At 57.7% G+C, this 24,107-nt stretch carries 24 protein-coding genes; 12 read left to right on the top strand and 12 right to left on the bottom strand.

Features of this window, described 5'->3' with window-relative positions; genetic code table 11:
• The first annotated feature begins 76 nt into the window (after positions 1–76).
• Entirely contained in the window at positions 77–658 is a 582-nt protein-coding gene (locus tag FIL88_RS11950; RefSeq protein ID WP_142854107.1) for a hypothetical protein, read from the top strand.
• Positions 659–662: 4 nt separating this feature from the next.
• Here the strand turns inward: FIL88_RS11950 and FIL88_RS11945 are convergent, their stop codons facing one another.
• Positions 663–1,289 (bottom strand): HAD hydrolase-like protein, encoded by a 627-nt coding sequence (locus FIL88_RS11945; RefSeq protein WP_142854106.1) that lies wholly within the window; start codon positions 1,287–1,289, stop codon positions 663–665.
• Positions 1,286–1,639 (bottom strand): hypothetical protein, encoded by a 354-nt coding sequence (locus FIL88_RS11940; protein WP_142854105.1) that lies wholly within the window; start codon positions 1,637–1,639, stop codon positions 1,286–1,288. Before FIL88_RS11940 ends, FIL88_RS11945 begins: the two co-directional genes overlap by 4 nt.
• A gap of 208 nt (positions 1,640–1,847) precedes the next feature.
• Here FIL88_RS11940 and FIL88_RS11935 point away from each other — a divergent pair, with 208 nt between their 5' ends.
• Both FIL88_RS11935 and FIL88_RS11930 read left to right on the top strand, forming a co-directional pair.
• Complete coding sequence (locus FIL88_RS11935) at positions 1,848–2,822, top strand: transporter substrate-binding domain-containing protein (protein WP_246066702.1); 975 nt, start codon at positions 1,848–1,850, stop codon at positions 2,820–2,822.
• A 93-nt stretch (positions 2,823–2,915) separates the two neighbouring features.
• A complete protein-coding gene (locus tag FIL88_RS11930; protein WP_142854103.1) occupies positions 2,916–3,203 on the top strand; it encodes a DUF6525 family protein in 288 nt (95 codons plus the stop codon).
• Here FIL88_RS11930 and dapD read toward each other — a convergent pair.
• A complete protein-coding gene (dapD, locus tag FIL88_RS11925; RefSeq protein WP_142854102.1) occupies positions 3,181–4,008 on the bottom strand; it encodes a 2,3,4,5-tetrahydropyridine-2,6-dicarboxylate N-succinyltransferase in 828 nt (275 codons plus the stop codon). The genes FIL88_RS11930 and dapD overlap by 23 nt on opposite strands.
• A 213-nt stretch (positions 4,009–4,221) precedes the next feature.
• Here dapD and FIL88_RS11920 point away from each other — a divergent pair, with 213 nt between their 5' ends.
• The 3 genes from FIL88_RS11920 (at position 4,222) to FIL88_RS17055 (ending at position 7,007) form a co-directional block, all read left to right on the top strand.
• Positions 4,222–5,064, top strand: a complete 843-nt coding sequence (locus FIL88_RS11920; RefSeq protein ID WP_142854101.1) for an LOG family protein — start codon at positions 4,222–4,224, stop codon at positions 5,062–5,064.
• 3 nt (positions 5,065–5,067) lie between these two features.
• Positions 5,068–5,532 carry a hypothetical protein gene (locus FIL88_RS11915; protein ID WP_142854100.1) on the top strand — a complete coding sequence of 155 codons (465 nt, stop codon included), beginning with the start codon at positions 5,068–5,070 and terminating at the stop codon, positions 5,530–5,532.
• A gap of 206 nt (positions 5,533–5,738) precedes the next feature.
• Positions 5,739–7,007, top strand: a complete 1,269-nt coding sequence (locus FIL88_RS17055) for a Hint domain-containing protein (protein WP_142854099.1) — start codon at positions 5,739–5,741, stop codon at positions 7,005–7,007.
• A gap of 22 nt (positions 7,008–7,029) precedes the next feature.
• Here the strand turns inward: FIL88_RS17055 and FIL88_RS11905 are convergent, their stop codons facing one another.
• The 3 genes from FIL88_RS11905 to FIL88_RS11895 form a co-directional block, all read right to left on the bottom strand.
• Positions 7,030–7,380 (bottom strand): hypothetical protein, encoded by a 351-nt coding sequence (locus tag FIL88_RS11905; protein ID WP_142854098.1) that lies wholly within the window; start codon positions 7,378–7,380, stop codon positions 7,030–7,032.
• 200 nt (positions 7,381–7,580) lie between these two features.
• The gene (gene rlmN, locus FIL88_RS11900; protein WP_142854097.1) at positions 7,581–8,771 is read right to left on the bottom strand and encodes a dual-specificity RNA methyltransferase RlmN; all 1,191 of its coding nucleotides are present in this window, start codon (positions 8,769–8,771) and stop codon (positions 7,581–7,583) included.
• Positions 8,772–8,889: 118 nt separating this feature from the next.
• On the bottom strand, positions 8,890–9,417 hold the full coding sequence (locus FIL88_RS11895; protein WP_142854096.1) for an invasion associated locus B family protein: 528 nt from the start codon (positions 9,415–9,417) through the stop codon (positions 8,890–8,892).
• Positions 9,418–9,600: 183 nt separating this feature from the next.
• Between FIL88_RS11895 and FIL88_RS11890 the strand changes: the two genes are divergently transcribed.
• The gene (locus tag FIL88_RS11890) at positions 9,601–10,605 is read left to right on the top strand and encodes an asparaginase (RefSeq protein ID WP_142854095.1); all 1,005 of its coding nucleotides are present in this window, start codon (positions 9,601–9,603) and stop codon (positions 10,603–10,605) included.
• A gap of 195 nt (positions 10,606–10,800) precedes the next feature.
• On the opposite strand, the gene FIL88_RS11885 is transcribed toward FIL88_RS11890, so the two are convergent.
• Positions 10,801–11,559, bottom strand: coding sequence for a TSUP family transporter (locus FIL88_RS11885; protein ID WP_142854094.1), 759 nt, complete (start codon positions 11,557–11,559; stop codon positions 10,801–10,803).
• Positions 11,552–12,430, bottom strand: coding sequence for a phosphoserine phosphatase SerB (serB, locus tag FIL88_RS11880; protein WP_142854188.1), 879 nt, complete (start codon positions 12,428–12,430; stop codon positions 11,552–11,554). Before serB ends, FIL88_RS11885 begins: the two co-directional genes overlap by 8 nt.
• Before the next feature lie 262 nt (positions 12,431–12,692).
• On the opposite strand from serB, the gene FIL88_RS11875 reads away from it, so the two are divergent.
• Entirely contained in the window at positions 12,693–13,838 is a 1,146-nt protein-coding gene (locus FIL88_RS11875; RefSeq protein ID WP_142854093.1) for a phosphoserine transaminase, read from the top strand.
• 64 nt (positions 13,839–13,902) lie between these two features.
• Positions 13,903–15,495: a phosphoglycerate dehydrogenase gene (gene serA, locus FIL88_RS11870; RefSeq protein ID WP_142854092.1), complete on the top strand. Its 1,593-nt coding sequence runs from the start codon at positions 13,903–13,905 to the stop codon at positions 15,493–15,495.
• A 53-nt stretch (positions 15,496–15,548) separates the two neighbouring features.
• Here serA and FIL88_RS11865 read toward each other — a convergent pair whose 3' ends face one another.
• Positions 15,549–16,232: an aquaporin gene (locus tag FIL88_RS11865; protein WP_142854091.1), complete on the bottom strand. Its 684-nt coding sequence runs from the start codon at positions 16,230–16,232 to the stop codon at positions 15,549–15,551.
• A gap of 108 nt (positions 16,233–16,340) precedes the next feature.
• Between FIL88_RS11865 and FIL88_RS11860 the strand changes: the two genes are divergently transcribed.
• Positions 16,341–17,099: a metallophosphoesterase gene (locus FIL88_RS11860; RefSeq protein WP_142854090.1), complete on the top strand. Its 759-nt coding sequence runs from the start codon at positions 16,341–16,343 to the stop codon at positions 17,097–17,099.
• A 23-nt stretch (positions 17,100–17,122) separates the two neighbouring features.
• Here FIL88_RS11860 and FIL88_RS11855 read toward each other — a convergent pair whose 3' ends face one another.
• On the bottom strand, positions 17,123–18,763 hold the full coding sequence (locus FIL88_RS11855; protein WP_142854089.1) for a Hint domain-containing protein: 1,641 nt from the start codon (positions 18,761–18,763) through the stop codon (positions 17,123–17,125).
• 235 nt (positions 18,764–18,998) lie between these two features.
• On the bottom strand, positions 18,999–21,152 hold the full coding sequence (pnp, locus tag FIL88_RS11850) for a polyribonucleotide nucleotidyltransferase (RefSeq protein WP_142854088.1): 2,154 nt from the start codon (positions 21,150–21,152) through the stop codon (positions 18,999–19,001).
• Between the two features lie 265 nt (positions 21,153–21,417).
• Here pnp and FIL88_RS11845 point away from each other — a divergent pair, with 265 nt between their 5' ends.
• Positions 21,418–22,479 (top strand): serine hydrolase domain-containing protein, encoded by a 1,062-nt coding sequence (locus tag FIL88_RS11845; protein ID WP_185960927.1) that lies wholly within the window; start codon positions 21,418–21,420, stop codon positions 22,477–22,479.
• A 3-nt stretch (positions 22,480–22,482) separates the two neighbouring features.
• On the opposite strand, the gene FIL88_RS11840 is transcribed toward FIL88_RS11845, so the two are convergent.
• Positions 22,483–23,223 (bottom strand): sterol desaturase family protein, encoded by a 741-nt coding sequence (locus tag FIL88_RS11840; RefSeq protein WP_142854086.1) that lies wholly within the window; start codon positions 23,221–23,223, stop codon positions 22,483–22,485.
• A 193-nt stretch (positions 23,224–23,416) separates the two neighbouring features.
• Between FIL88_RS11840 and FIL88_RS11835 the strand changes: the two genes are divergently transcribed.
• Complete coding sequence (locus FIL88_RS11835; protein WP_142854085.1) at positions 23,417–24,103, top strand: SGNH/GDSL hydrolase family protein; 687 nt, start codon at positions 23,417–23,419, stop codon at positions 24,101–24,103.
• The last annotated feature ends 4 nt before the right edge of the window (positions 24,104–24,107 follow it).

Here is a 24,107-nt window from a genome sequence, read left to right as displayed (position 1 = left end):
CGTTCGCCAATACTGGACCATGGCGCATCTGCCCGCTAACCTTCGCGCAAATTTCAAATTTTGATCGGAGCGCCCAATGCGTAAAATCCTGTTCCTTCTTTGCCTGTTGCCCTTGTCGGCATGTATCGACGCCGAGTTGACCCTGAAGGTTGAGGGCGACAATGCGACGGTCGCTTCGGTGATTAGGATGGCGCCCGAGGCCTATCAGATGGCGGCGTCCAGCGGCGAGAATCTGTGTGAAGATGGCATCGGCGAGAAGCTTGATGACGGCGGGTACATCTGTTCGGTCGAGGAAACGGGCACAATTGACGAGATGATTGCCGAGCTTGAAAAAGTTAAAGAGAAATCGGACGGGATGGCGCCTGACGAAACGGCCCAGATTGAGCGTCTTGCCGACGGAAACATTCGCGTGTCGATGGATCTGGGGGCGTTGAAGCGTCAGGTTTCCGAAGGCGGCTTGGATCCCGCGATGATCGCCATGCTGCAGCAATCCTTTATCGGCAGACGCCTCCAGATGGAGATCGTGGGCAATATTGTTGAAACCAACGGCGAGAAAGACATGAACGGTCGGAAGGCATCTCTTACCGTTCCGCTGGACAAGCTTCTGATGCAGGACCCTTCGGTGCCGGACAGCTTCATCACCGTCGTGATGCCATAGGGCCTTACTTGATCAAGGACGCGATGACGCCCGGCAGTTCGCTGGGCGTTTTTACGTGTGCATCTGCAGTCGACAGATCATCCTGCCCGCCATAGCCCCAGCCAGCTGTTATGAAGGCCATCCCGTTCGCGCGCGCGGCTTTCAGATCATAGTGACGATCCCCGATCATCACGCAGCGTGCGGGGTCGTCCCCTGTGATGTCCAGCGCATAGGCCAGCAGTTCGGCTTTGTCATTTCGGGTGCCGTCCAATTCCGGTCCGAACTCGTGCGTCATGTACTGCGCCAAGTCAAAATGTGCGGTGATCTTGCGGGCATAGGCATGGGGTTTGGCGGTGGCAATGCTCATCCGGAACTGCGCCGTCAATGCTTCCAGAACGTGTGGAATACCTTTGTAGACAGAGCAATCATACATCCCGCCGCCTGTGTAATGCTTGCGATAGGCATCCAGCGCGGCCTCGGGGTCCGGCGCGCCCAGTTTCTCAAAGCTCCACAATAATGCGGGGCCGATGACCCATTCCAAATCGTCCGAATTGGGCGCGGGAAGGTTCAGGTCGGTCAGTGCTTTGATCACGCTTCCGGTGATGCCTGGCTTGGGGTCAACCAATGTGCCGTCAAGATCCCAAAAGATCATTGCAGGGGGCGCTTTTCATCATCGAAGAACGGGGTCATCTGGGCGACGATCACACTGTTTTCTGACAGCGCACGCCCCATCAGCTTGCGTTCTTCGGCGGGGATGTCGTGACCCTCGGCCAAACGGTCGTCCAAAGATCCGTATCCGCTGACGTCTAGGGGTGACAGATCCGCCTGTTTCAGGATGGCGACGGTCTCGCGCACGGCTTCGGCTTCGTCTACGCCAGACGCGTAGCACACCAGCGCCGCGCCCGTTGCTCCTTCAGGCAGCCCATCATCATCTTTTCGGCCCACCTCAACTAGAAGCGTATATACTTTGTGAGGTTTTTTGGTCTTAGTAGTCTTGGTCATAGAAAAAGGCGTGGCAGAACGCGACGGAAAGCACAAGTGGCAAACGCTAACAGTTGGCACGCGCGTTGTGGCACGGTATGTGAGAGGCCGAAGTGTTGGGAAGAAATGCGCGATGATAACACATAGGCTTTGCCACTTGGTCGCTGTGTGTCTGACAGTGATTTGTATGGCCACGGCGTCACATACACAGACGGCTGATCTTGAATTCGTGACGGTCGAAAGACCGCCATTCGCGATGTCTGGCAATGATGCGCCTTCGGGGTTTGCTATCGACCTTATGACGGCAATCGCAGCTGAGATGGGTCAGACGATCAGTTTTGAGGTTGCCGATAGCTTCCCCGAAATGCTGCAGTTGGTCGAAACCGCACAAGTCGATGGTGCAATCGCCAATATCTCGATCACACGCGATCGAGAATCCCGAATGGACTTCTCGCAGCCGATCTATCACGGCGGTCTTCGTATCTTGGTGCCGCGCCAGCAAGGAGGGGTCAGTATCTGGTCGACCTTATTCAGTCTTGATCTGGCATTGGCCATTCTGGCTGCATTTGCGCTTCTTTTGGGTGGTGGAATGCTGATGTGGCTTTTCGAACGGGATAAGCAGCCCTATTTCGAGGGCAGCGCTCGCGAGGCGATGTTCCCGTCCTTTTGGTGGGCGCTGAATCTAGTTGTGAATGGCGGCTTCGAAGAGCGGATGCCGCGTTCGGCATTTGGTCGGTTATTTGGGACATTCCTCGTGATTTCAAGCCTGTTTATTGTGTCTGTTTTTGTCGCGCATATCACGGCCTCGCTGACGGTCAGTGCGATTTCGGGCTCGATCCATTCTGTGTCTGATCTAGATGGCAAGCGCGTCGGAACCACCGAAGGTTCGACTGCGGCGATCTTCCTTGAGGACCGGAACATGGCTTTCTCGGGCTATGATTCACTGGACGCGCTTTTGGGCGATTTTGAGAATGGCGAGCTGGATGCCGTGATCTTCGATGGCCCCATTCTGGCGCATTACGCTCAGAATGAAGGCGCGCAATATGGCGAGGTGCTGGACAGTGTTTTCCGCCCGGAAAGCTATGGTATTGCCTTGCCCACGGGGACCCCGTTACGCGAGGACATCAATGTTGCCTTGCTGCGTCTGATCGAGACCGGGGCCTACTCAGATCTTTCCGAGAAATGGTTCGGCGGAACGCACTAAGTCAGGGTTCGTCGGCGGGTGCGCTGCGAGGCTTGATGCCATGATCGTGTTTTGTTACGAGATAACGTAACATAAACTTCGCGACATACCCCGATGACCAATCTAAGATCCTCTCTGAAAGCGCGACGGCGTGCGGCCAATCCGATGCAGGAATATGATTGTCTGCCCTCGGCATTGCGTCTTTGGCTTCAGGATGCTGCCCTTCCGTGGTCAGCACCCTCTGCGAAACGCGCGTGGCGCAACGCGATGAAGCAGGCAGGTGGATGTGAAAAACGCGCCATGTCCCACATGGCGCGCCTTGAGACGAAGTCCCTGCAAAAGGACGCCCCACATGTTTGGGGCGACCGCTATCCCGGGATCAATCGCGCAGCAGCTCGTTGATGCCGGTCTTCGAACGGGTCTTTGCATCCACGCGCTTTACGATAACAGCGCAATACAGGTTGATGCCGTTTTTCGAGGGCATCGAACCGGCCACAACAACCGAATAGGGCGGCACTTCGCCATATATGACTTCGCCGGTTTCGCGGTCGACGATCTTGGTCGACTGGCCGATGAAGACGCCCATCCCAAGGACCGAGCCTTCGCGCACGATGCAGCCTTCAACAACTTCGGAACGCGCACCGATGAAGCAGTTGTCTTCGATAATGGTCGGACCAGCCTGCATGGGCTCCAACACGCCACCAATGCCAACGCCACCCGACAGGTGCACGTTTTTACCGATCTGGGCACAGGACCCAACGGTGGCCCACGTGTCGACCATGGTGCCTTCGTCTACATAGGCGCCAAGGTTTACGAAGCTCGGCATCAGAACCGCGCCGGGGGCGATGTAGGCCGACTTGCGGACGACGCAGTTGGGCACAGCGCGGAAGCCAGCGGCTTTCCACTGGTTGTCGCCCCAGCCTTTGAACTTTGAATCGACCTTGTCCCACCAGCCGCCGCCTTGCGGGCCGCCGGATTGCTCTTCCATGTCTTTGATGCGGAAGCCCAGCAGCACGGCTTTTTTGGCCCACTGGTTCACATGCCAGTCACCGTTTGTCTGTTTCTCGGCCACGCGCAGCGAACCGCTGTCCAGCGCGTTCAGCGTGTCCTCGATGGCTTCACGGGTCTCGCCAGTGGTGGCGGGGGTGATCGTGTCGCGCGCCTCCCAGGCGGCTTCGATGGCGGCTTCCAGTTGGGCGTTCGACATGTCGGTATCTCCGTAGGCGCGTAATGTTCCACAAGGCCTATAAGGCCCACCCCCCTTTTTCGCAATGCCTTCAGGCCTTCGTGCGCCTATCTGCGTCGACCCGCGCACCCCAAGCGACGTTTTCGTTGCGCGAATGTGAAAACGAAGCTCTGGTCCTTTAGCGCTAAAGCCGCTACGCCTTGAGGGAAACGCAAACGTGACAGGACCAGTGCTATGAAAGACGATCGTAACCACCCGCTTCGCGACAGCCACCAAGACCGCGAGGCCGCGCACCACACCCCGGATACGCCACAGACCCGTGCGCCTGCCTATAAGCTGGCGTTTGACGATCCCGAGTTTCTGTGCCGGGACGAACTGCGCCCGGTACGTCTTCAGCTGGAACTTCTGAAGCCCGAACTGTTGATGCAGGAATACGGCGTGGAAAGCACCGTGGTTCTGTTCGGCGGCGCCCGTATCCCAGAGCCGTCGAAGAAAGACACGGCGCGTACGCAAACGCTGGCCGATCTGTCCAAGTTCTATGACGAAGCACGTGAGTTCGCGCGTCTGATGACGCTGCGGTCGAAGGTGAACAACCATCGCGAGAACGTCGTCGTGACGGGCGGCGGCCCCGGCGTGATGGAGGCCGGAAACCGCGGTGCAGAAGATGCGGGCGGTGTGTCCATCGGCTTGAACATCGTTCTGCCGCATGAGCAGGCCCCGAATGAATACGTGACGCCCGATCTGTGCTTCAACTTCCACTATTTCGCCATCCGCAAAATGCACTTCCTGATGCGCGCCGAGGCAATCGCGATCTTCCCCGGCGGCTTCGGCACGCTGGACGAACTGTTCGAGGCGCTGACCCTGATCCAAACCGGCCGCATGAAGAAAGTTCCGATTCTGCTGTTTGGGCGCGATTTCTGGACCAAGATCGTCAACTGGGATGCTCTGTCCGACGCGGGCACCATCAGCGCCGAGGATCTGGACCTGTTCAAATTCGTCGAAACCGCGCAGGAAGCGGTGGATGCCATCGACAACTGGCCCAGCGCCGAAGCGCGGGATGAGTTGCCGGGGCGGTAACGGATGCGTGGTGTGGCGGTGGTATTAGGCGCGGGCCTGATTGCCGCCCTCATGGCCGGAACCATTGTTGGGTTCATACGTTTCAGTTCGTTCACGAATGACGTCAAGCACTCAGAGCTAACGTTGTCTCCCGCGGCGCAAAGCTATGCGGATCAGTGTGGCGAGCATATGAAGGCTGGAATCGCCCAGCGCCACCGGGTTGGGCGATATGCTGAGTTTATATATGCTTCTGATGTCCAGCGCCGCTGCAATTGCGCGGCGGTCGAAATCGAAGTGTTGAATGACGGGTATGTTCAGGTGGCCCGAGAAATACTCGCTTTGCTGCCAGAGGGGCGATCCGATGAGATCACCCCTCGAATCAGGAACCAGATACGCGATGTCGGGAAACGAAATGAGTTGTCCGACAGTGGGCTTTTTGAGGTTCTTCGGATCAGCAGTCAGGCGATAAGGACCTGTTTTGCGCGCTAGGTGCGGGAAAATGCGTTAGACCGTCTGCGATTATACCCTATTCAGTTGATTACGCCCGTTCCCGTCAGGCTTGCGTGGGCTAAATGATATGGGCAAGCGGCCCGGCGAAATCCGCCGCGTTGACCTTAAGAACTTCAAAAGCTTGCATTTGATACACTCTTTGGGTGATTCTTGTTACATAGATGTAGAGTTCACCGGGGGCGCGTATGCCGGTATTTATTTCGCCTACGACGGCGCAGGTTCTTGATCCAGCCTTTTGGGCTGGGTTGACGATCGACGGCGATAGCACTTTCGACGCGACCGGCGTAGCGAATACCCATCAAATCGTGATGACCGCCACTGGGATCACGATCACGGACACGACTTCCGGCGTTGTAACCAGTTTCTCCAATGCAGATCTGGGTGGAGGGGCATTCAGCAATTTCGTATCCTTTCGCGCCAACAATGCGGATGCAAATGTCAGTGGGTCGGTGGGGCTAGGTGGCACTGGTTATCGTGGAGGATCAGGAAATGACACGTTTACCGACAGTGGCAGCGACGGAGGCACCATTCGCGGGCGCGGCGGGGACGACACTCTGATCGGTGGATCCGGCGACAACCAGATCCGAGGCGGAAGCGGTAACGATACACTGATCGGCGGTGGTGGGAATGACGACCTTCGCGGTGGTTCTGGTAACGACACGCTGATTGCAGGCACAAGCTCGGGCAACCTAATCGGTGGTGGTGGTGACGATACGATTTTTGTTGGCGAGAACACGTCGTTCGTAAACGGTAGTGCTGGTGACGATTCAATGGTGTTGCCGCCGGGTGCTACGTTTTCTCCCTTCAGTCCGGGCGGGCTTAGCGGCGAAATTACCTTTGCTGACGGGCGGGTCATCACCTATCTGAATATCCCAGAAGACAACATTACCGTCGCGTGTTTCGCCGCTGGAACGCATTTGCAGACGCCAACCGGGCAAGTGGCTGTCGAAAACCTGCAAGTTGGTGATCTGGTCGATACTTTGGATTTTGGTCCCCAGCCCGTGCGGTGGATTGGTGTTCAATCTGTGCCGGGGGTGGGGCGGTTTGCACCTGTCCGATTTGCCACCGGGGCTATCGGAAACACCGCACCTTTATACGTATCCCAACAGCACCGAATGTACATGTCTGACTGGCGCTGTGAGTTGTTGCTTGGCGAGGCCGAGGCGCTGTGTGCGGCAAAGCATCTGGTGGATGGAACAGCGGTAACGCAACGCCCCGTTGAAAGAGTGACCTATTACCATGTCATGTTTGACTGCCATCAAATCGTGTTTGCCAATGGCGCACCATCCGAAAGCTTCTTTGTCGGGGACTATCACGCGCGCGCCGATGTAGAGACCTATAACGAGCTGATTGCGCTGTTCCCCGAGCTAAAAGACCGTTCCCATCCCGCCCGCCAACCAGCGCGGATGTTTTTGAAGAAGTATGAAGCGCGGACCATAGCCGCGCTTCATTAGGACCATGCGATGTGCCGGTGGGTTATCCCGTCAGCTCGACACAGGTTCCATGATCAATATCGTTGATCACACCCTTGGCGTTCATATCATATGTAAGCTTTTTGAAGTCGATGGTGAATGTCAGAACTGTATCATCGTCGACCACCAGAAACGTCTCGGCAGCCAAATCATCGTTTTTGTCATGCAGCCCGTGCAGGACCTGCGCGTCTTTTGACAGGATGGGCGTGTCCAGATGGCCGTGTCGGCCCTCGGCATCCTGCCACAGTTTGATAACACTTCCATCCTCGACAGAGGTACACTCGAACTTACGGCCTTCGGCATAGGCGGGGGCTGCAGTCAGAAAGGTCACGCAGCAAAAAGTTGTCGATCTCATCAGGTCGTCCCGTTGATTTACACAAGCCAATTGGTTCGGACGCGGGGGCGTCTCGATATCTAAGGCAGGGTGTCTTAAGGTTCAGGTTGTGAAGCAGCTGGACACGGATGTGCCCAACTGTTTTCAGTGTTAAAGATCTTGGATGCAGGTCGTCAACTTAAGAAAGAATAAATATCTCTCTATACCACTCAAAGGGGCATCTAGGTGTTCAGACCCGCTTCTGCTTCGATCTGCTTTCGCGACTTGCGGGCACGTTCGGTCGCAGATTTCAGCTGGCCACAAGCCGCCATGATATCCTCGCCGCGTGTTTTGCGGATCGGGCTGGCATAGCCAGCCTGATAGATGATGTTCGCAAAGGCGCGGATGCGGTTGTTCGAAGACCGCTTGTAAGGCGCGCCGGGCCATTCGTTGAACGGGATCAGGTTGATCTTGGCCGGGATGTTGTGGCGCTTGATGTGGTCTATCAGGCGATGCGCGTCTTCGTCTGAGTCATTCACGCCATCCAGCATCACGTATTCAAACGTGATCCGTTCGCTGTTCGACGCCTTAGGATAATCCGCCAACGCGCCCAACAGCTCTTCGATGTTCCAACGTTTGTTGATCGGGACCAGCACATCACGCACATCATCCGTGGTGGCGTGAAAGCTGATCGCCAGCAAGCAGCCGATTTCCTCGGCAGTGCGGGCGATTTCAGGGACAACGCCCGATGTAGACAGAGTGATGCGGCGACGCGATAGCTGGATGCCCTCGGCGTCCATCGCAATCTTCATCGCGTCGCGTACGTTGTCGAAATTATACAGCGGTTCGCCCATGCCCATCAGCACGATGTTGGACAGCAGGCGGGTTTCATCCTTGGGCGCACCGGGGACAGGCCATTCGTCAAGATCGTCGCGTGCCATCATCACCTGACCGATGATTTCACCAGCGGTCAGATTGCGCACCAGTTTCTGCGTGCCGGTGTGACAGAAAGAACAGGTCAGCGTGCAGCCAACCTGAGACGAGATACACAGCGTGCCACGCCCTTCTTCAGGGATATACACGACCTCGACCTCGTGCCCGCCCGCGATGCGGCACAGGTATTTGCGCGTGCCGTCCTCGGATACCTGACGGGTCACGACTTCGGGGATCTCGATCACGAAATGCTCGGCAAGTTGAGCGCGATAGGCTTTGCCCAGATTGGTCATGTCGGCAAAGTCGCGTTTGCCCCACTGATAGATCCACTGCCAGATCTGACCTGTGCGCATCTTGGCCTGCTTTTCAGGCGTGCCCATTTCGATCAGCGCATCCCGCATCTGGTCGCGCGTCATCCCCACGAGGTTGCGCTTGCCAGCCTCAATGGTCTTGCGGGGGATGGTCATTACATCCTGAGTGATTGGGGCCTTGGGGTCCATGTCGCGTTCCTTACCGTGCAGGGCGGCAGTCTATAGGGCAACATACATAGCTTGTCACGCGAAGGTTTTCACCCCCGCGTGGCAGATAACCTTAGTCGGTCGGGAAAACCGAAGCGCTTTAATTGGTGCAGCGCTTACTGGCTTCGTCCACGGCGGCTGTGAAGCCCAGCAGGCTGAACGAGTCCTGTGTCTTCGTGCCACGTGCCGATTGTGCCGACAGTACCGCCTTGGCGCCGCCCTTCATCGCCTTGATGATTTTCGTGTCATCTGCCGGGCTTGCTGCCCAAGCCCATTCGCCGTCAGTGAACAGCTGGAAGCTGTTGCTGCCAATCGTCATATCCACGGTCGAACCCGGCGCGAAGGGATAGCCGCCCGTGAAGGACACTTCGCCTTTCACTTTGTTGCCGGGGCGATAGCTGACGAACAGCAGGATATCACTGCGCTTCACAGCAACGGCGCGGCCGTTGCGGGTGTTCACCGTTTCCTTAGGGCTAGAGACGCTCCAGCACTCGGTCGGGTTTTTCTCGACGAAAACGCTCCAATCGGTGTTCGCGGCCACCCGGTTCGAGCTTTCTTGTGCCATGACACCTGTCGCTGCCACTGACAGTCCAAAGGCACCTATTGCACCCAAAATCAAACGATTCATGTCTAATACAGCCTCCGCTGCCTCTGCCTCGGACCGTCGCGCTGTCATGGCCATCTTAAGTGGCCCTTGACCAAACCGCTCAGGTCGTTTCCATGTCTGCACGCGCAGTTTAGCGTGAAAAGACAGGGTAATGAAAGCCCCAGCGGCGGAATTCCGCGTGTTTCTGGGAAGTGGGAGAACAAGATGAGCAACGCAGAACGTTTGGTCGAGGTCTGGCGTGGTGGCATTCTGGAAAGTCAGCACCGGGGACACGCCGTTGTTGTCGATAAAACGGGCGCGATTGTGCATGCTTGGGGGGATCCCGATCAGGTGATTTTGCCGCGTTCATCCGCCAAGATGTTGCAAGCCTTACCGCTTGTGGAAAGTGGTGCCGCAGATGCGGCCGGATTGACGACCGAGCAGCTGGCTTTGTCCTGCGCCAGCCATCAGGGTGCGGCCATTCACACCGACCGTGTGACGCATTGGTTGGCGGATATGGGGCTGGGTGCTGATGATTTGCGCTGCGGTCCGCAATGGCCCGCCGACAAGCCCGCCAAGGTTGGGCTGATCAAGACAGATGACAGCCCCTGCCGCATCCACAACAATTGCTCGGGCAAACATGCGGGGTTCCTGACGCTAAGCCGCCATATGGGGGCGACGGACCCGGAATATGTCGACGTGGATCACCCAATTCAGGTGGCCATCAAGCAAGCATTTGAAGAAGTCACGGACGAGGTTAGCCCCGGATATGGGATCGACGGCTGCTCTGCACCCAATCACGCCAGTTCGCTTTTGGGCATGGGCCGGGCCATGGCAGGGTTCGCCGCCGCGAAAGAGGATGGCGACGCGCGCGCGCGGGCATCCGTTCGACTGCGCGAAGCGATGATGCTGCACCCCGATCTGGTGGCCGGTGAAACCCGCGCCTGTACCGAGCTGATGCGCTCGGCCCCAGGAAAAGTTGCTTTGAAGACCGGAGCCGAGGCGTTCTTTGTCGCGATCATCCCCGAGCTGGAGGTGGGCGTGGCGCTGAAGATCGAGGACGGCTCGACTCGCGCGTCCGAATGCGCTGTCGCGGCGATTTTGGTGAAGCTGGGCGTTCTGGATCCGGCGCATCCGGATGTGAAGAAACGTCTGAACCCGGATGTGTTGAACTTCGCGGGGCTGAATACTGGCAGCATCCGGCCGTCTGAAGCGCTGTTGACGCTGTAAGCCGCCATGCCCCGAGCGCCAGCTCGGGGCTACACCCAACCCGAACCGACCGTCAGGTCGCGTAAGGGGCGGGAGCGGCTTCCTGACGGAAACCGCGCTGTCGGTGGCTCACTTCGTGAGCCTGAGGGGCGTTGCCCCTTGTCTGACATTCCTGCGGAACGTCAGACTACCCCAGGATATTTCGGACGAGAAAAGCTATAGTAGATCGGTGATCAGTTTAAGCGCCATGGCGGAAGACGCGATGACCAGCAGGGGTTTGATAAGTTTGGCTCCGATGCGCGAGGCAAGCGAGGATCCGACATAGGCGCCCGCCATTTGGGCGGCACCCATGGCAAGGCCGATTACCCAAAGCGGTGAGAGGACCAGCAGGAACCCAGCCAGCCCGCCCACATTCGAGGCGAAGTTCAGAAGTTTGGTATGGGCTGTGGCTTTCAAGATGCCGTGACCTGCCATGGCGACAAATGCCAGCATGAAGAACGCCCCGGTTCCAGGGCCAAGAAGGCCATCGTAGAAGCCGATCAGAGGGACAAACGTGAGGGTAAACAGCGCTGGCGTCAGGCGCTGGTGTCGGTCCGTGTCATCCAGTCCCGGTTTCAGGGCGAAGAACAGCGCGATGGCGACCATCAGGATGGGTAGGATCCAGCGGATCAATTCGGTCGGAAGGGCGTTGACTGACAACGCGCCAACCAAAGAGGCCACAAAGGATATGACGGCTGGTTTTATCTGCCTGCGCAGATTGACATGCCCTTTGCGCGCATAAGTCACCGCAGCCATACCTGCGCCAAACAAGCCCTGCACTTTGTTCGTTGCCAGCGCAGTCACGGGGGGGACGCCCGCCAGAAGAAGGGCCGGGACAGTGATCAAACCGCCTCCGCCCGCGATGCTGTCGATAAAGCCCGCAACAAAACCTGCCACCAGCAGGAACAGCAAGATTTCCGTTGAAAACTCAGCCATTTACGAAGTCTGACTGGGCATAGCCTTGGATGTAGAGCAGTGCGGTCAGGTCGCCGTGGTTAATGCGGATATCACATTCGGCGGCAACAGATGGCTTAGCGTGAAGGGCAACCCCCGCGCCAGCCAGTCCAAGCATGCCCAGATCATTGGCACCATCGCCCACGGCCATTACCTCATCATGAGACAGGCCAAGGCGGGCGGTGATCTCTTTCAGCGCCTGCACCTTTGCCTCGCGCCCTAAGATGGGCATGCCCACCGTGCCGGTCAGCGCGCCGCCGTTGGCGTTCAACGTATTGGCGCGGTTTTCGTCAAAGCCCAACGTGGCTGCGACATGGGCGGTGAACGCCGTGAACCCCCCGGACACCAGCGCCGCGTAAGCGCCGTTTGCTTTCATCGTCGCCAACAGTGCCTTGCCCCCCGGCATCAAGGTAATGCGATTGGCCAGAACGTCGCCAATAACGCTTTCGGGCAGACCTTTCAGAAGCCCGACACGTTCGGTCAGGGCGCCTTCAAAGTCCAGCTCGCCGTCCATCGCACGCGCGGTGATGTCTCTGACGCGCTCACCGACGCCCGCCTCGTCCGCCAGTTCGTCGATGCATTCCTGCTGGATCATGGTCGAGTCCATATCTGCCAGCAGCATCTTCTTCTTGCGCCCTACAGCGGGCAGAACGATCAGGTCGATGCCCATATTTTGCAGATCTTCCCACACGTCCCATTGATTGTCAGGCAGCGCGTCCAGCGAAAACTCGGCCGCCTCGTCCGGCGCCAGCCATGCGGCGTCACCTCCGCCCCACGCGTTGCGCAGGTTTTCGACCAGTGCGGGCTCGAGGTTGCGGACAGAGGGCGAGGCGATCAGCGTGGCGATATACATGCGTGGGCTTTCATCTGGTCTTTTGGTTGCCTGTTTCATGCGGCAGATCAGGCAAGGTTCACAAGCATTAATCGGCCTGCGCAGCTTGAAAGCCGGGTTTCCAGCTGTGACGCGAGTTTCCGATAGTGGTCATTTCGTGCCCGTTTTCGACATGTCAGACGTCAAATCCGACGCTTTTTTGCTTGTGCAGCATCCGAACGCGCCTTACTTCGGTCAGTGGGACACCCTTCCCCAACGAAGGGCACATATCTGCGAGGGTATCATGACTGATATTTCGAAACCGGCTACGCGGCCGGCAAATCCGCGTTTTTCGTCTGGCCCCTGTGCCAAACCCCCCACATGGAATCTTGATGCCTTGGCCGACGCCGCCTTGGGCCGCTCGCACCGTGCCGCCATCGGCAAGGACAAGCTGAAAGCGGCTATCGAAGGCACGCGCGACGTGCTGGGCATCCCCGCTGACTATAAGATCGGCATTGTTCCTGCGTCGGACACTGGCGCGGTTGAAATGGCGCTGTGGTCGCTTCTGGGTGCCCGCGGGGTCGAGATGCTGGCATGGGAAAGCTTTGGTTCGGGCTGGATCACGGATGTGAATAAACAGCTGAAGTTGGACGCCGTCGCCAAAACCGCCGATTACGGCCAACTGCCTGATCTGGCATCCGTAGATTTTGCAAATGACGTTGTCTTCACCTGGAACGGCACCACCTCGGGCGTACGTGTTCCGAATGGCGACTGGATTGCCGATGACCGCGAAGGTCTGACCATCTGTGACGCGACCTCGGCCGCGTTCGCGATGGACCTGCCGTGGGACAAGCTGGATGTGACCACGTTCTCTTGGCAGAAAGTGCTGGGTGGCGAGGCTGCACACGGCATCCTGATCCTGAGCCCCCGCGCAGTTGAGCGTCTGGAGAGCTATACCCCCGCATGGCCGCTGCCGAAAATCTTCCGCCTGACCAAAGGCGGCAAGCTGATCGAAGGTATCTTTACCGGAGCCACGATCAACACGCCGTCGATGCTTGCGGTCGAGGACTATCTGTTCGCACTTGATTGGGCGCGTTCGGTTGGCGGGCTGCAAGGCCTGATCCACCGCGCGGACGCCAACACCAAAGCCGTCGCGGATTTCGTCGAGATGCGCGATTGGGTCGACTTCCTTGCCGAAGACGCGGCGACGCTGTCGAACACTTCGGTCTGCCTGAAGTTCACCGACGATCGCATCAAAGATGGTGCAACCTTTGCCAAGGCCGTTGCCAAACGTCTGGAAGCAGAAGGTGTGGCGCTGGACGTTGGCGCATATCGTGACGCCCCTGCCGGTCTGCGCATCTGGTGCGGCGGCACGGTCGAGACGTCGGACGTCGAGGCCCTGATGCCGTGGCTGGATTGGGCGTTCAATGCCGAGATCGCAGAACAATAAAGAATTTGCTCTGCGCAACGACGCGCAGAGCCTTCCCCATCATCTTTGAAGAAGGACCAACACCATGGCCCCCAAAGTTCTCGTATCCGACAAGCTTTCGGAAACCGCCGTTCAGATTTTCCGCGACCGCGGCATCGAAGTAGACTTCGAACCCACGCTGGGTAAAGACAAGGACGCTCTGGCTGCCAAGATCGGCGAATATGACGGTCTGGCGATCCGCTCGGCCACCAAAGTGACCGACAAGATCCTTGAAGCCGCGACAAACCTGAAGGTTGTTGCGCGCGCTGGGATCGGTACCGACAATGTGGACAAAGTAGCCGCGTCGAAAGCCGGTGTGATCGTTATGAACACGCCGTTCGGCAACATGATCACCACCGCCGAGCACGCCATTGCGATGATGTTCGCTGTTGCCCGTCAGATCCCGGAAGCTTCGGCCTCGACCCATGCAGGGAAGTGGGAGAAGTCGAAGTTCATGGGTGTCGAGCTGACCAACAAGACGCTTGGCGTCATTGGTGCAGGCAACATCGGTGGCATTGTCTGCGACCGTGCGCTGGGTCTGAAGATGAAAGTGGTCGCTTACGATCCCTTCCTGTCGGAAGAGAAAGCCGACGCAATGGGCGTCGAAAAGGTCGAGCTGGACGAGCTGCTGGCCCGCGCCGATTTCATCACTCTGCACGTGCCGCTGATCGACGCGACCCGCAACATCCTAAGCCGCGAGAACCTGTTGAAAACCAAAGCCGGTGTGCGCATCATCAACTGTGCCCGCGGTGGTCTTGTCGACGAAGAAGCCTTGGCAGATTTGCTGAAATCGGGTCACGTTGCCGGCGCTGCATTTGACGTCTTCGCCGAAGAACCTGCGACCGAAAACCCGCTTTTCAACCTGCCCAACGTGGTCTGCACCCCGCACCTTGGTGCGGCAACGACCGAAGCGCAGGAAAACGTGGCGCTGCAGGTGGCGGAACAGATGTCGGATTATCTGTTGACCGGTGCCGTTCAGAACGCGCTGAACATGCCGTCTGTGACTGCCGAGGAAGCCAAGGTCATGGGCCCGTGGATCAAACTGGCCGAGCATCTGGGTGCTTTCGTAGGTCAGATGACGGACGAGCCGGTGAAGGCTGTGAACATCCTTTATGACGGTGTTGCGTCCGAGATGAACCTGAAGGCGCTGGACTGCGCCGTGATCGCGGGTCTGATCAAGCCGCAAACCCCGGATGTGAACATGGTGTCGGCGCCGGTTATTGCTGCGGATCGTGGGATCAAAACCTCGACAACGACACAAGCCAAGGGCGGCACATTTGACGGGTACATCAAGGTGACCGTGGTGACGGAAAACCGCGAGCGCTCGATCGCGGGCACAGTCTTCTCGGACGGCAAGCCGCGTTTTATCCAGATCAAAGGCATCAATATCGACGCCGAGATTGGTCAACACATGCTTTACACGACCAACAACGACGTGCCGGGCATTATCGGCACGCTGGGGAAAACCATGGGCGAAAACGGCGTGAACATCGCCAACTTTACGCTTGGCCGGAAAGAGACCGGCGGTGACGCAATTGCGCTGCTTTATGTGGACAATTCGATTCCAGAGCCGATCTTGAAGAAGCTCTGCGATACGGGCCTGTTCAATTCGGTCAGCCCGCTGGAATTCGACGTCTAAGACGCTGAAGTCAAAGAAAAGCCCCGGATTTCCGGGGCTTTTCTGTTTGCGGATCAGTCAGCGTCAAGCAGGCCTGATCTGAACAGAACGCCTGCTGCGACAGCGCCCAGAATGGGGGCCGCAAAGAACAGCCAAAGCTGGCTGATGGCGTGGCCGCCGGCAAATAAGGCAGGCCCAAAAGACCGGGCGGGGTTTACCGACACGCCGGTCACGTTGATGCCGACAAGGTGGATCACAACCAGGGTCAGACCGATGGCCATGCCGGCCACAGCAGCGGGTGCTCCTGCCCCGGTGGATCCAAGGATCACCACGACAAACAAGAAGGTCGCGACCAGTTCGAATACGAAGGCGGCGGTCATGGTGTATTCACCAAGATATCCTGCACCCCAGCCGTTCTGCCCCAGACCAGATACGGCGACGTCATATCCGCCACCTTTTCCGGTCGCGATGACGTAAAGGATCGCGGCGCCAACCACGGCACCGGCCATTTGTGCAAGGATATAGGTCACGGCTTTGGAGCTGGGCAGGCGACCTGCAATCACGGCGCCGATGGTCACGGCTGGGTTGATGTGACAGCCCGACACGCTGCCGATCCCATAGGCCATACCGATCAAGGCAAGGCCAAAGGCGAAGCTGATACCGGTCAGGCCAATATCGGCCCCGGCGATGACGGCGGCGCCACATCCGAACAGCACCAAGGTCATGGTGCCGATAAACTCTGCTACTGCGTGTTTCATAGGGGGAAGTCCCTCTTCCATAATTTGTATTGCCCTCCATTCTGGGCTGGACAAAGACGCGGGTCGCGGGGAATTTGGCATCATCGAAACCCACAAGGACATACCGACATGACGCGCGCTTACGCGATCGGAGATATTCACGGCCATCTGGATAAGCTGGAAGCGGCACATGCGTTGATTGCGGAAGACCGCGCACGGTGTGGTGACGACGCTGCTCCGGTTGTTCATATCGGAGACCTTGTGGACCGTGGCCCAAACAGCAAAGGCGTGATCCAATATGTGATCGATGGCCAAGCGCGCGGCGAAAATTGGGTGGTGCTGAAAGGCAATCATGACCGCATGATGGAGATGTTCCTGCGTGAACATCCCATGGTCGACACTCAGCTTCTGTATGACTATAACTGGCTGCATGCGCGGATAGGCGGGATCGAAACGCTGGCGAGCTATGGTGTTGAGGTGCGCGAGGGGCTGCGCACCTTCCAGTTCCATCCGTCCGCGCGTGCCGCTGTGCCAGAAAGCCATCGCGCATACTTGGCGGGCCTGCCGTCATTCTACCGTCTAGATGACCTATACTTCGCCCATGCAGGCATCCGCCCGGGAGTCGCACTTGAAGACCAGACCGAGGATGACCTGTGCTGGATCCGTAAAGAGTTCCATCAGTCCGACACCAATCACGGCCCACTGATCGTGCATGGGCATACGCCGGTCGACGAAGTGACGCATTACGGCAATCGCCTGAATATCGACACGGGCGCAGGGCATGGGAAAGACATGGCTGCCGTCGTTATCGAAGGGCGGGACGTGTGGCAGCTTGGGCCGGACGGACGGCGGGACGTGAAGCACGAGAAACCGATCTTCAATTTTTAACGCGCCGTTTCCGGGGATAGCTACTACAGCGGAGCTCGATACAGCTCTAACAACGGCTTCATGTTCTTTGCATGCCGCGCAACCAATTGCTTTTGCAGCATCATGTCAGGGATCAGGCGTGCAGGATCGGGAAGATGTTGCGCATCCAGAAGCTCGGGGAAGATGGTCAGGATCTCGTCGCGGGCTTCGGGCGCAATTGCGTTCAGAGCTTCGGGGCCTGTGTACAGGCTTTCGCTGGGTGCGCCTTCGGCGATCAGAACTTCATGTGTGTCAAACAGCAGGTGGACATAGGTCACCGCATCCACCTGATCATCAACATAAATCCCCGGCAGCACAGTCAGCTTAATGGCTGGGATCAGCACGTCGCGTGCGCCAAACATCCGGCAGGTGATTTTCGAGGATACAAGCATCCGGTGTTGGCGCGACACATGCAGGTCCCGCTTGGGCATACCATCGCCCAAGGCCCCTGCGGTTATGCGAACGGGGTGAAGCTTGGGGTTTGCGGCCAGTGCATCTGTGTCGATCCGACGGTGATAGCTGCGAAGAAGCGGTTTGGCTATGGGCCTTCCGCTGTTGGCATCTAGGGTCAGGACCAAAGCGCCGTCGGCCAGATCCTCGATACGTGCGGGGCCGCTTGGCGTTTCGACCAGCGTTCCGGCGGTGAAACAGGGAATACCCACATCCATCAGCTTGGCATCAGTATCCAAATCTGATGGCGGCACGCCCACAAGCCGTACGGTTTCGCCATTCGGGAAGGTCAGGATTGATCCGCCTTCGCCATCCGATGTGACAGTGACATCGTTCACATCGACCGGATTTCCCGTGTCGTCATTCAGCGCGGTGACGTCCAGCAGGTCCTCGCCGATGTTGAAGTCGCCGACCGTGTCGTCGCCGCTGCCGTCGGCCAGCACGAAGACGTCATTTCCAATGCCGCCTTCCATATAGTCATCACCGGTGCCGCCAGTGATCTGGTCGTCACCCTCTTGGCCATAGATCAGATCATTACCCGCGCCGCCATCGATGATGTCATTGAATGAATATCCACTGGCCGCTGCGCTCGCGGGCGTCAGCGAGATGCTGACATTGTCCAGCAATACGCCAAGGCTGTTGTCTTGGCTGGCAATTTCGCGGAACCCAATCGTATCGGTTCCGGGGGCGCCTGTGATGGTGATTGTGGTCGTCGTGAAGCTGCCGATGGATGACGGAGATATCGTGGCGACCACAATGCCATTTACAGTAACTTCGAAATCATCGCCTGCGCTGCTTCCGGGCCGCGCCGCGTGATCAAACGTCAGTTGATAGGTGACCCCATCTTGCAGGTCGGTATCTGTCTGGACATGGTCAATGCCGCTGGTGTTACCGTCAAGCTCGATAAAGGTGCCGCCGTCGGCCGGGTTTAACCCACCGAAGCCAAACCCCCAACGCTCGATCGTGCCGCCCGATCCAGTATTGTACCAGCCATCAATGCTTCCTGCGCTCCAGCCGTTGTCGCCCTGGTTGGATTGCAGGCTGCCATTGTCCAAATATTGCACATCGCCATAGATAATGTCGGCCCCACCCCCGCCCGAGATGGTATCATTCCCCTGTTCGCCAGCGATGGTGTCGTTGGCGTTGTCTCCGTCCAGAATGTCGTCCCCATCCGTCGGGGTGCCAGTTACCGTCATGAGTTGGCCTGCGTTAAGGTTACTTATGTGCTCAATAGGTTGTTTATCGGCGTTCTGAAGCTTCGTAACGGGGATTTCTGCCGATTTTATGACCTATAGCTGCGCGGGATGGATGTGGGGTTAACGCTTTACGTCAAGAAAAAGCCCCGGCGTTTCCACCGGGGCTTTCGTTTGGTTGAAAACACGCACTCAGCCGAGACCGGGTGCCGGTTCGGGTTACCCCGAACCGTTCGAATTACTCGTCAGCGTCTTCTTTCTTTTTCTTCGGCTCAGGGGCAACCTCTTCGCCGGTTTCCTGATCGACAACTTTCATCGACAGGCGAACTTTGCCGCGGTCATCAAAGCCAAGCAGTTTGACTTTGACTTCCTGGCCTTCCTTCAGAACGTCCGAAGGATGGTTCAGGCGGCGGTTTTCGATCTGGGATACGTGCACCAGACCGTCGCGCTTGCCGAAGAAGTTCACGAAGGCGCCGAAGTCGACGATCTTCACAACTTTACCGGTGTAAACTGCGCCTTCTTCCGGCTCGGCGACGATCGCGTGGATCATCTCGTAAGCCTTGTTGATGGCGTCGCCGTTGGGTGAAGCGATCTTGATCACGCCGTCGTCGTTGATGTCGACCTTGGCGCCCGACACTTCCACGATCTCGCGGATGACCTTACCGCCCGAGCCGATCACTTCACGGATCTTGTCGGTCGGAATGTTCATGGTCTCGATGCGCGGTGCGTGCGCCGAGAATTCCTGACGACCTTCGGTCAGCGCCTTGCCCATCTCTTCGAGGATGTGCAGACGGCCACCTTTGGCCTGCTCCAGAGCTTTCTCCATGATCTCGGGCGTGATGCCTGCGACCTTGATGTCCATCTGCAGCGAGGTGATGCCGTTTTCGGTACCAGCCACTTTGAAGTCCATGTCGCCCAAGTGATCTTCGTCACCCAGGATGTCGGTCAGAACAGCGTACGAGCCGTCATCTTCCAGGATCAGACCCATGGCCACACCAGCAACAGGCGCTTTCAGCGGAACAGCCGCGTCCATCATGGACAGCGAGCCACCACAGACCGACGCCATCGAGCTGGAACCGTTCGATTCAGTGATCTCGGATACCAGACGGATGGTGTAGGGGAAGTCAGTTGCCGACGGCAGAACCGCCTGCAGCGCACGCCATGCCAGCTTGCCGTGACCGATTTCACGACGGCCCGGAGGGCCAAAGCGGCCAACTTCGCCAACCGAATACGGAGGGAAGTTATAGTGCAGCAGGAAGTTCGACTTGTAGGTGCCGGTCAGCGCGTCGATCATCTGCTCGTCGTCGCCGGTGCCCAGAGTGGTCACAACCAGACCTTGGGTTTCACCACGTGTGAACAGGGCCGAACCGTGTGTACGCGGCAGGATGCCAACCGTGCTGTCGATGGCGCGGACAGTGTCTAGTGCGCGACCGTCGATACGCTTGCCGGTTTTCACAACGTCGCCACGTACAACAGCCGATTCCAGCTTCTTCAGAGCAGTGCCGAGGTTTGCGTCCTCTTGCTGCTCTTCGGTCAGGGCGTCGATAATGTCAGCTTTGGCAGCCGAAACAGCAGCAACGCGTTCCTGCTTGTCGGTGTTGCCGTAAGCCGCGCGAATTTTGTCTTCACCAGCGGCTTTTACAGCTTCGTACAGCTCCGAGTAATCGGCAGGCTGGAAGTCGAACGGCTCTTTCGCGGCGTCTTCGGCCAGATCAATGATCAGGTCGATGACCGGCTGGATCTGCTCGTGCGCGAACTTCACCGCGCCCAGCATTTCAGCTTCGGACAGTTCGTAGGCTTCCGATTCCACCATCATCACGGCGTCTTTGGTGCCGGCGACAACAAGGTCCAGACGCTGGTCCGGGTTGTTGCGCAGATCGTGCATGTCGTCGCAGGTCGGGTTCAGGATGTATTCGCCATCCTCGAAACCAACGCGGCAGGCGCCGATCGGACCCATGAAGGGCGCGCCCGAAATGGTCAAAGCCGCCGATGCCGCGATCATAGCAACCATGTCGGGGTCGTTGACCAGATCATGCGACAGCACGGTACAGATCACCAGAACTTCGTTTTTGAAGCCGGGAACGAACAGCGGGCGGATCGGGCGGTCGATCAAGCGCGAGGTCAGCGTCTCTTTTTCGGTCGGACGGGCTTCGCGTTTGAAGAAGCCACCGGGGATTTTACCAGCGGCATAATATTTTTCGTTATAGTGAACTGTCAGCGGGAAGAAGTCCTGACCGGGCTTCTGCTGGCGCGCGAAGGTCACGTTGGCCATGACAGAGGTCTCGCCCAGAGTGGCGATGACCGAACCGTCGGCCTGACGGGCAACCTTGCCCGTTTCCAGAGTGAGGGTTTCTTCGCCCCACTCCATCGATTTTTTGGTTACGTCAAACATCATGTTTTCCTAATTGGGAGCACTCCCGGCCCTCCGGGTCTCCCGTTATCATGGCGGCCCCATTGCCGCCGATCCCTCTATCTTTTCATGCGCCGGGACCGAAGCGTCACGTCTCAGATGGGCGCTCTGTATAGGAAAAAAAGAGCATTGGGAAGTTGTCACAAAGAAATGGCACTAAAATGAGCGAAAGCCGCGATGATCTGGCCTGTTGTGTCTGCGGGCGCGTTCAGCAACTATGGCGCGTGTTTTGAAGGACGACGCTGATATGACCCTTGATACTGTCCGCATTCAGACCTGCATTGACCGCTTCCAAAAGGCGCAGGGCCTGCCCGATCTGCAGGTCAGTCTGGGCTTTTCCGGACAGGATGACATCCATAGCTTTGCAGGATGTGCGGGCGCGACGTCGGGCGATCCCGACGCAGGTTATTTTCTGGCCAGCGCCACCAAGCTTTTCGCATCTGCGATGATCTTTCAGTTGCGGGACGAGGGGCATTTGTCGCTGGACGATCCTATCACCGCGTTCTTCCCCGAGGGCGCGTTGGACGGCCTGCATTTCTATAAGGGGCAGGATTACACGGCGCAGATCACAGTGCGCCAGCTTCTGTCACATCGCGCGGGGTTGGCGGATTATTTCGAACAGAAACGTGTGGATGGCAGCGTCTTTGCGGAAGGCATGTTGCAGGGTCAAGACAAGGCGTGGAGCCTTGAGGACGTGATTGACGCGAATAAAACAAGCCTGACGCCACTGTTTCCGCCCGGCGCGGCGGGTAAGGCATCTTATACGGATACCGGGTTTCAATTGCTGGGCGGCATCATCAAAGCGGTGACTGGACAGGACGAGGCCACCGTCGTTCAAACCCGTATCGCGGGTCCGCTTGGCCTGACATCAACCGGGCTGTTTCGGCGCGACGGGTCCACCGTGCCTGCGCTGCCGCTGCGAATGAACAAGGCCCCGCTGTCGATCCCCGCCGCGCTGGAAAGCACGCGCTTGGATGGTGGCGGATATTCCACCAGCGCCGAGATGCTGCGCTTTCTGAAAGCCTTTTATGAAGGTGCTTTGTTTGACATCGCCCGGGTCATGCAGGTGCAAGAGTATCGGCGCATCTTCTTCCCGCTGCGCAATGGGACGGGGATGATGATGTTTCACACGCCTTGGTATTTCTCGCCCTTCAAACGCCAGCCGGATCTGCTGGGGCATTCGGGGATCAGCGGGGCGTTTGCCTATCATGCGCCTTCGACGGGGCTGTATATCAGCGGAACCACCAACGAGCTGGCAAAGCGCAGCCTGCCATACCAGCTGATGATTCGCCTGATGTCACTGCTGTAGAGCTTATTGCGTCTGCGGTGCCTGCTTGCGGGTCAGCTTGCCGCGCGGCACTTTCTTGATGCCAAAGGCCTTGCGGGCGGTGACCAGACGCAGATCCTCGGGATCCATGCCCATGGACAGGATGGTGTCGCGGTCAAACCGCTCGCGCGCCAGTTCAGGGTCGTGCTTGGTGCCGAACAGACGGTCGATCCAGTTCATGCCGAAGCTGACATGGAAGGTCGCTTCGTGATCCTGAAAATGGTGAGCCAAGTGGGTGCGCGTGACGCGCTGTCCGAACCAGCCTTTCGGCACGCTTACATGGGCCAGAGTGTGGCAATATTCATAGAAGGTGAAGGCGCTGACTGATCCCACATACAGCGCGACATAGGCAAACAACGCCGCAGGCCCCAAGCCAAGGAATGGCCACAGGATCAGCGTATGAACCACGAACGAGATTGTTCCGAATTTAAGAGCATACCAGTGATCGCCGCCTGTGAAGAACTCGGGGTCATTGGGGAATTCATGATGGCCAATATGGCTTCGGTACAGGTCGTTGAACACGCCTTGGTCCGTGGGTGGTTCGCGATGCAGAAGGAAACGGTGCATGACGTATTCGACGAAGAATTGCGCGACCATGCCATAAGCGATGGCCAATATCAGCCATGGCGTGAACCAATACACCAAGGCAAACAGCCCAAACAGCCAGAATGGAAACAGCCGGTGCAGGCTGCCCATATTCATCAAAACACGGATTGCTTGTATCATCGTAGTCTCCTCAGCTTTCCATAGGCTGCACAATGACCGCCGGTCATTTCAAGCAAAACCAAACGTCAAGCTTCAGCGCCCCCGGGATGTACTGAATTTGAATCAATCCTTGGTTGACTCGGCGGCGACTGCTGTCTCACATTTTAGATAACTTCTTCGCTCATGTGTGGTGGGCCACTCCAAAGGTGTGCAAATGATTAGAACACTAGCCCTCATCCTAACCTTGTTTGCCGGATCTCATGCGGCGATGGCCGGAGAGCGCGACGCCCGGATCTTGGTGATCGGGGACAGTTTGATGGCATGGCATAAGATGACGGGCCGTTCGATCGGGCATATGTTAGGCCGCTATTTGCACGAGCCTGTGGTGAACCGCGCGATTGGCGGGGCACGCATCATCTATAACCTGCCGATTTCGGGAAGTATGGGGATGAAGATCAGTCGCCAGTTTCGCGACGGAGATTGGGATTGGGTCGTCCTGAATGGTGGCGGCAACGACCTGTGGTTCGGATGTGGTTGTAACCGCTGCAACCGCAAGATTAACCTGATGATTTCGATCAATGGCCGGTACGGGCCGGTGCCGGATCTGATCAATCGGATCCGCGCGACAGGGGCGAAGGTTATTGTAATTGGCTATCTGCGATCACCTGGTGTGGGATCGCCGATTGAGAACTGCCGCGACGACGGTGATGCCTATGAGGCGCGGCTTCAGCATATGGCCCAGCAAATGAAGGGCGTCTACTTCATGTCGAACAAGGATCTGGTGCCCCATGGGGATCGGTCGTATCATGGCATTGATATGATTCATCCGTCTTTTAAAGGGAGTGCGATGATCGCGAAGCGCGTGGCGCTGTTGATCAAGAAGTTGGATCGCAAAAGGTAATGGC

The organism is Aliiroseovarius halocynthiae, from assembly GCF_007004645.1.
GTDB lineage: Bacteria > Pseudomonadota > Alphaproteobacteria > Rhodobacterales > Rhodobacteraceae > Aliiroseovarius > Aliiroseovarius halocynthiae.
The sequence above is the reverse complement of the archived record's forward strand: the minus strand, read 5'-3'. Positions and strand labels throughout refer to the sequence as shown.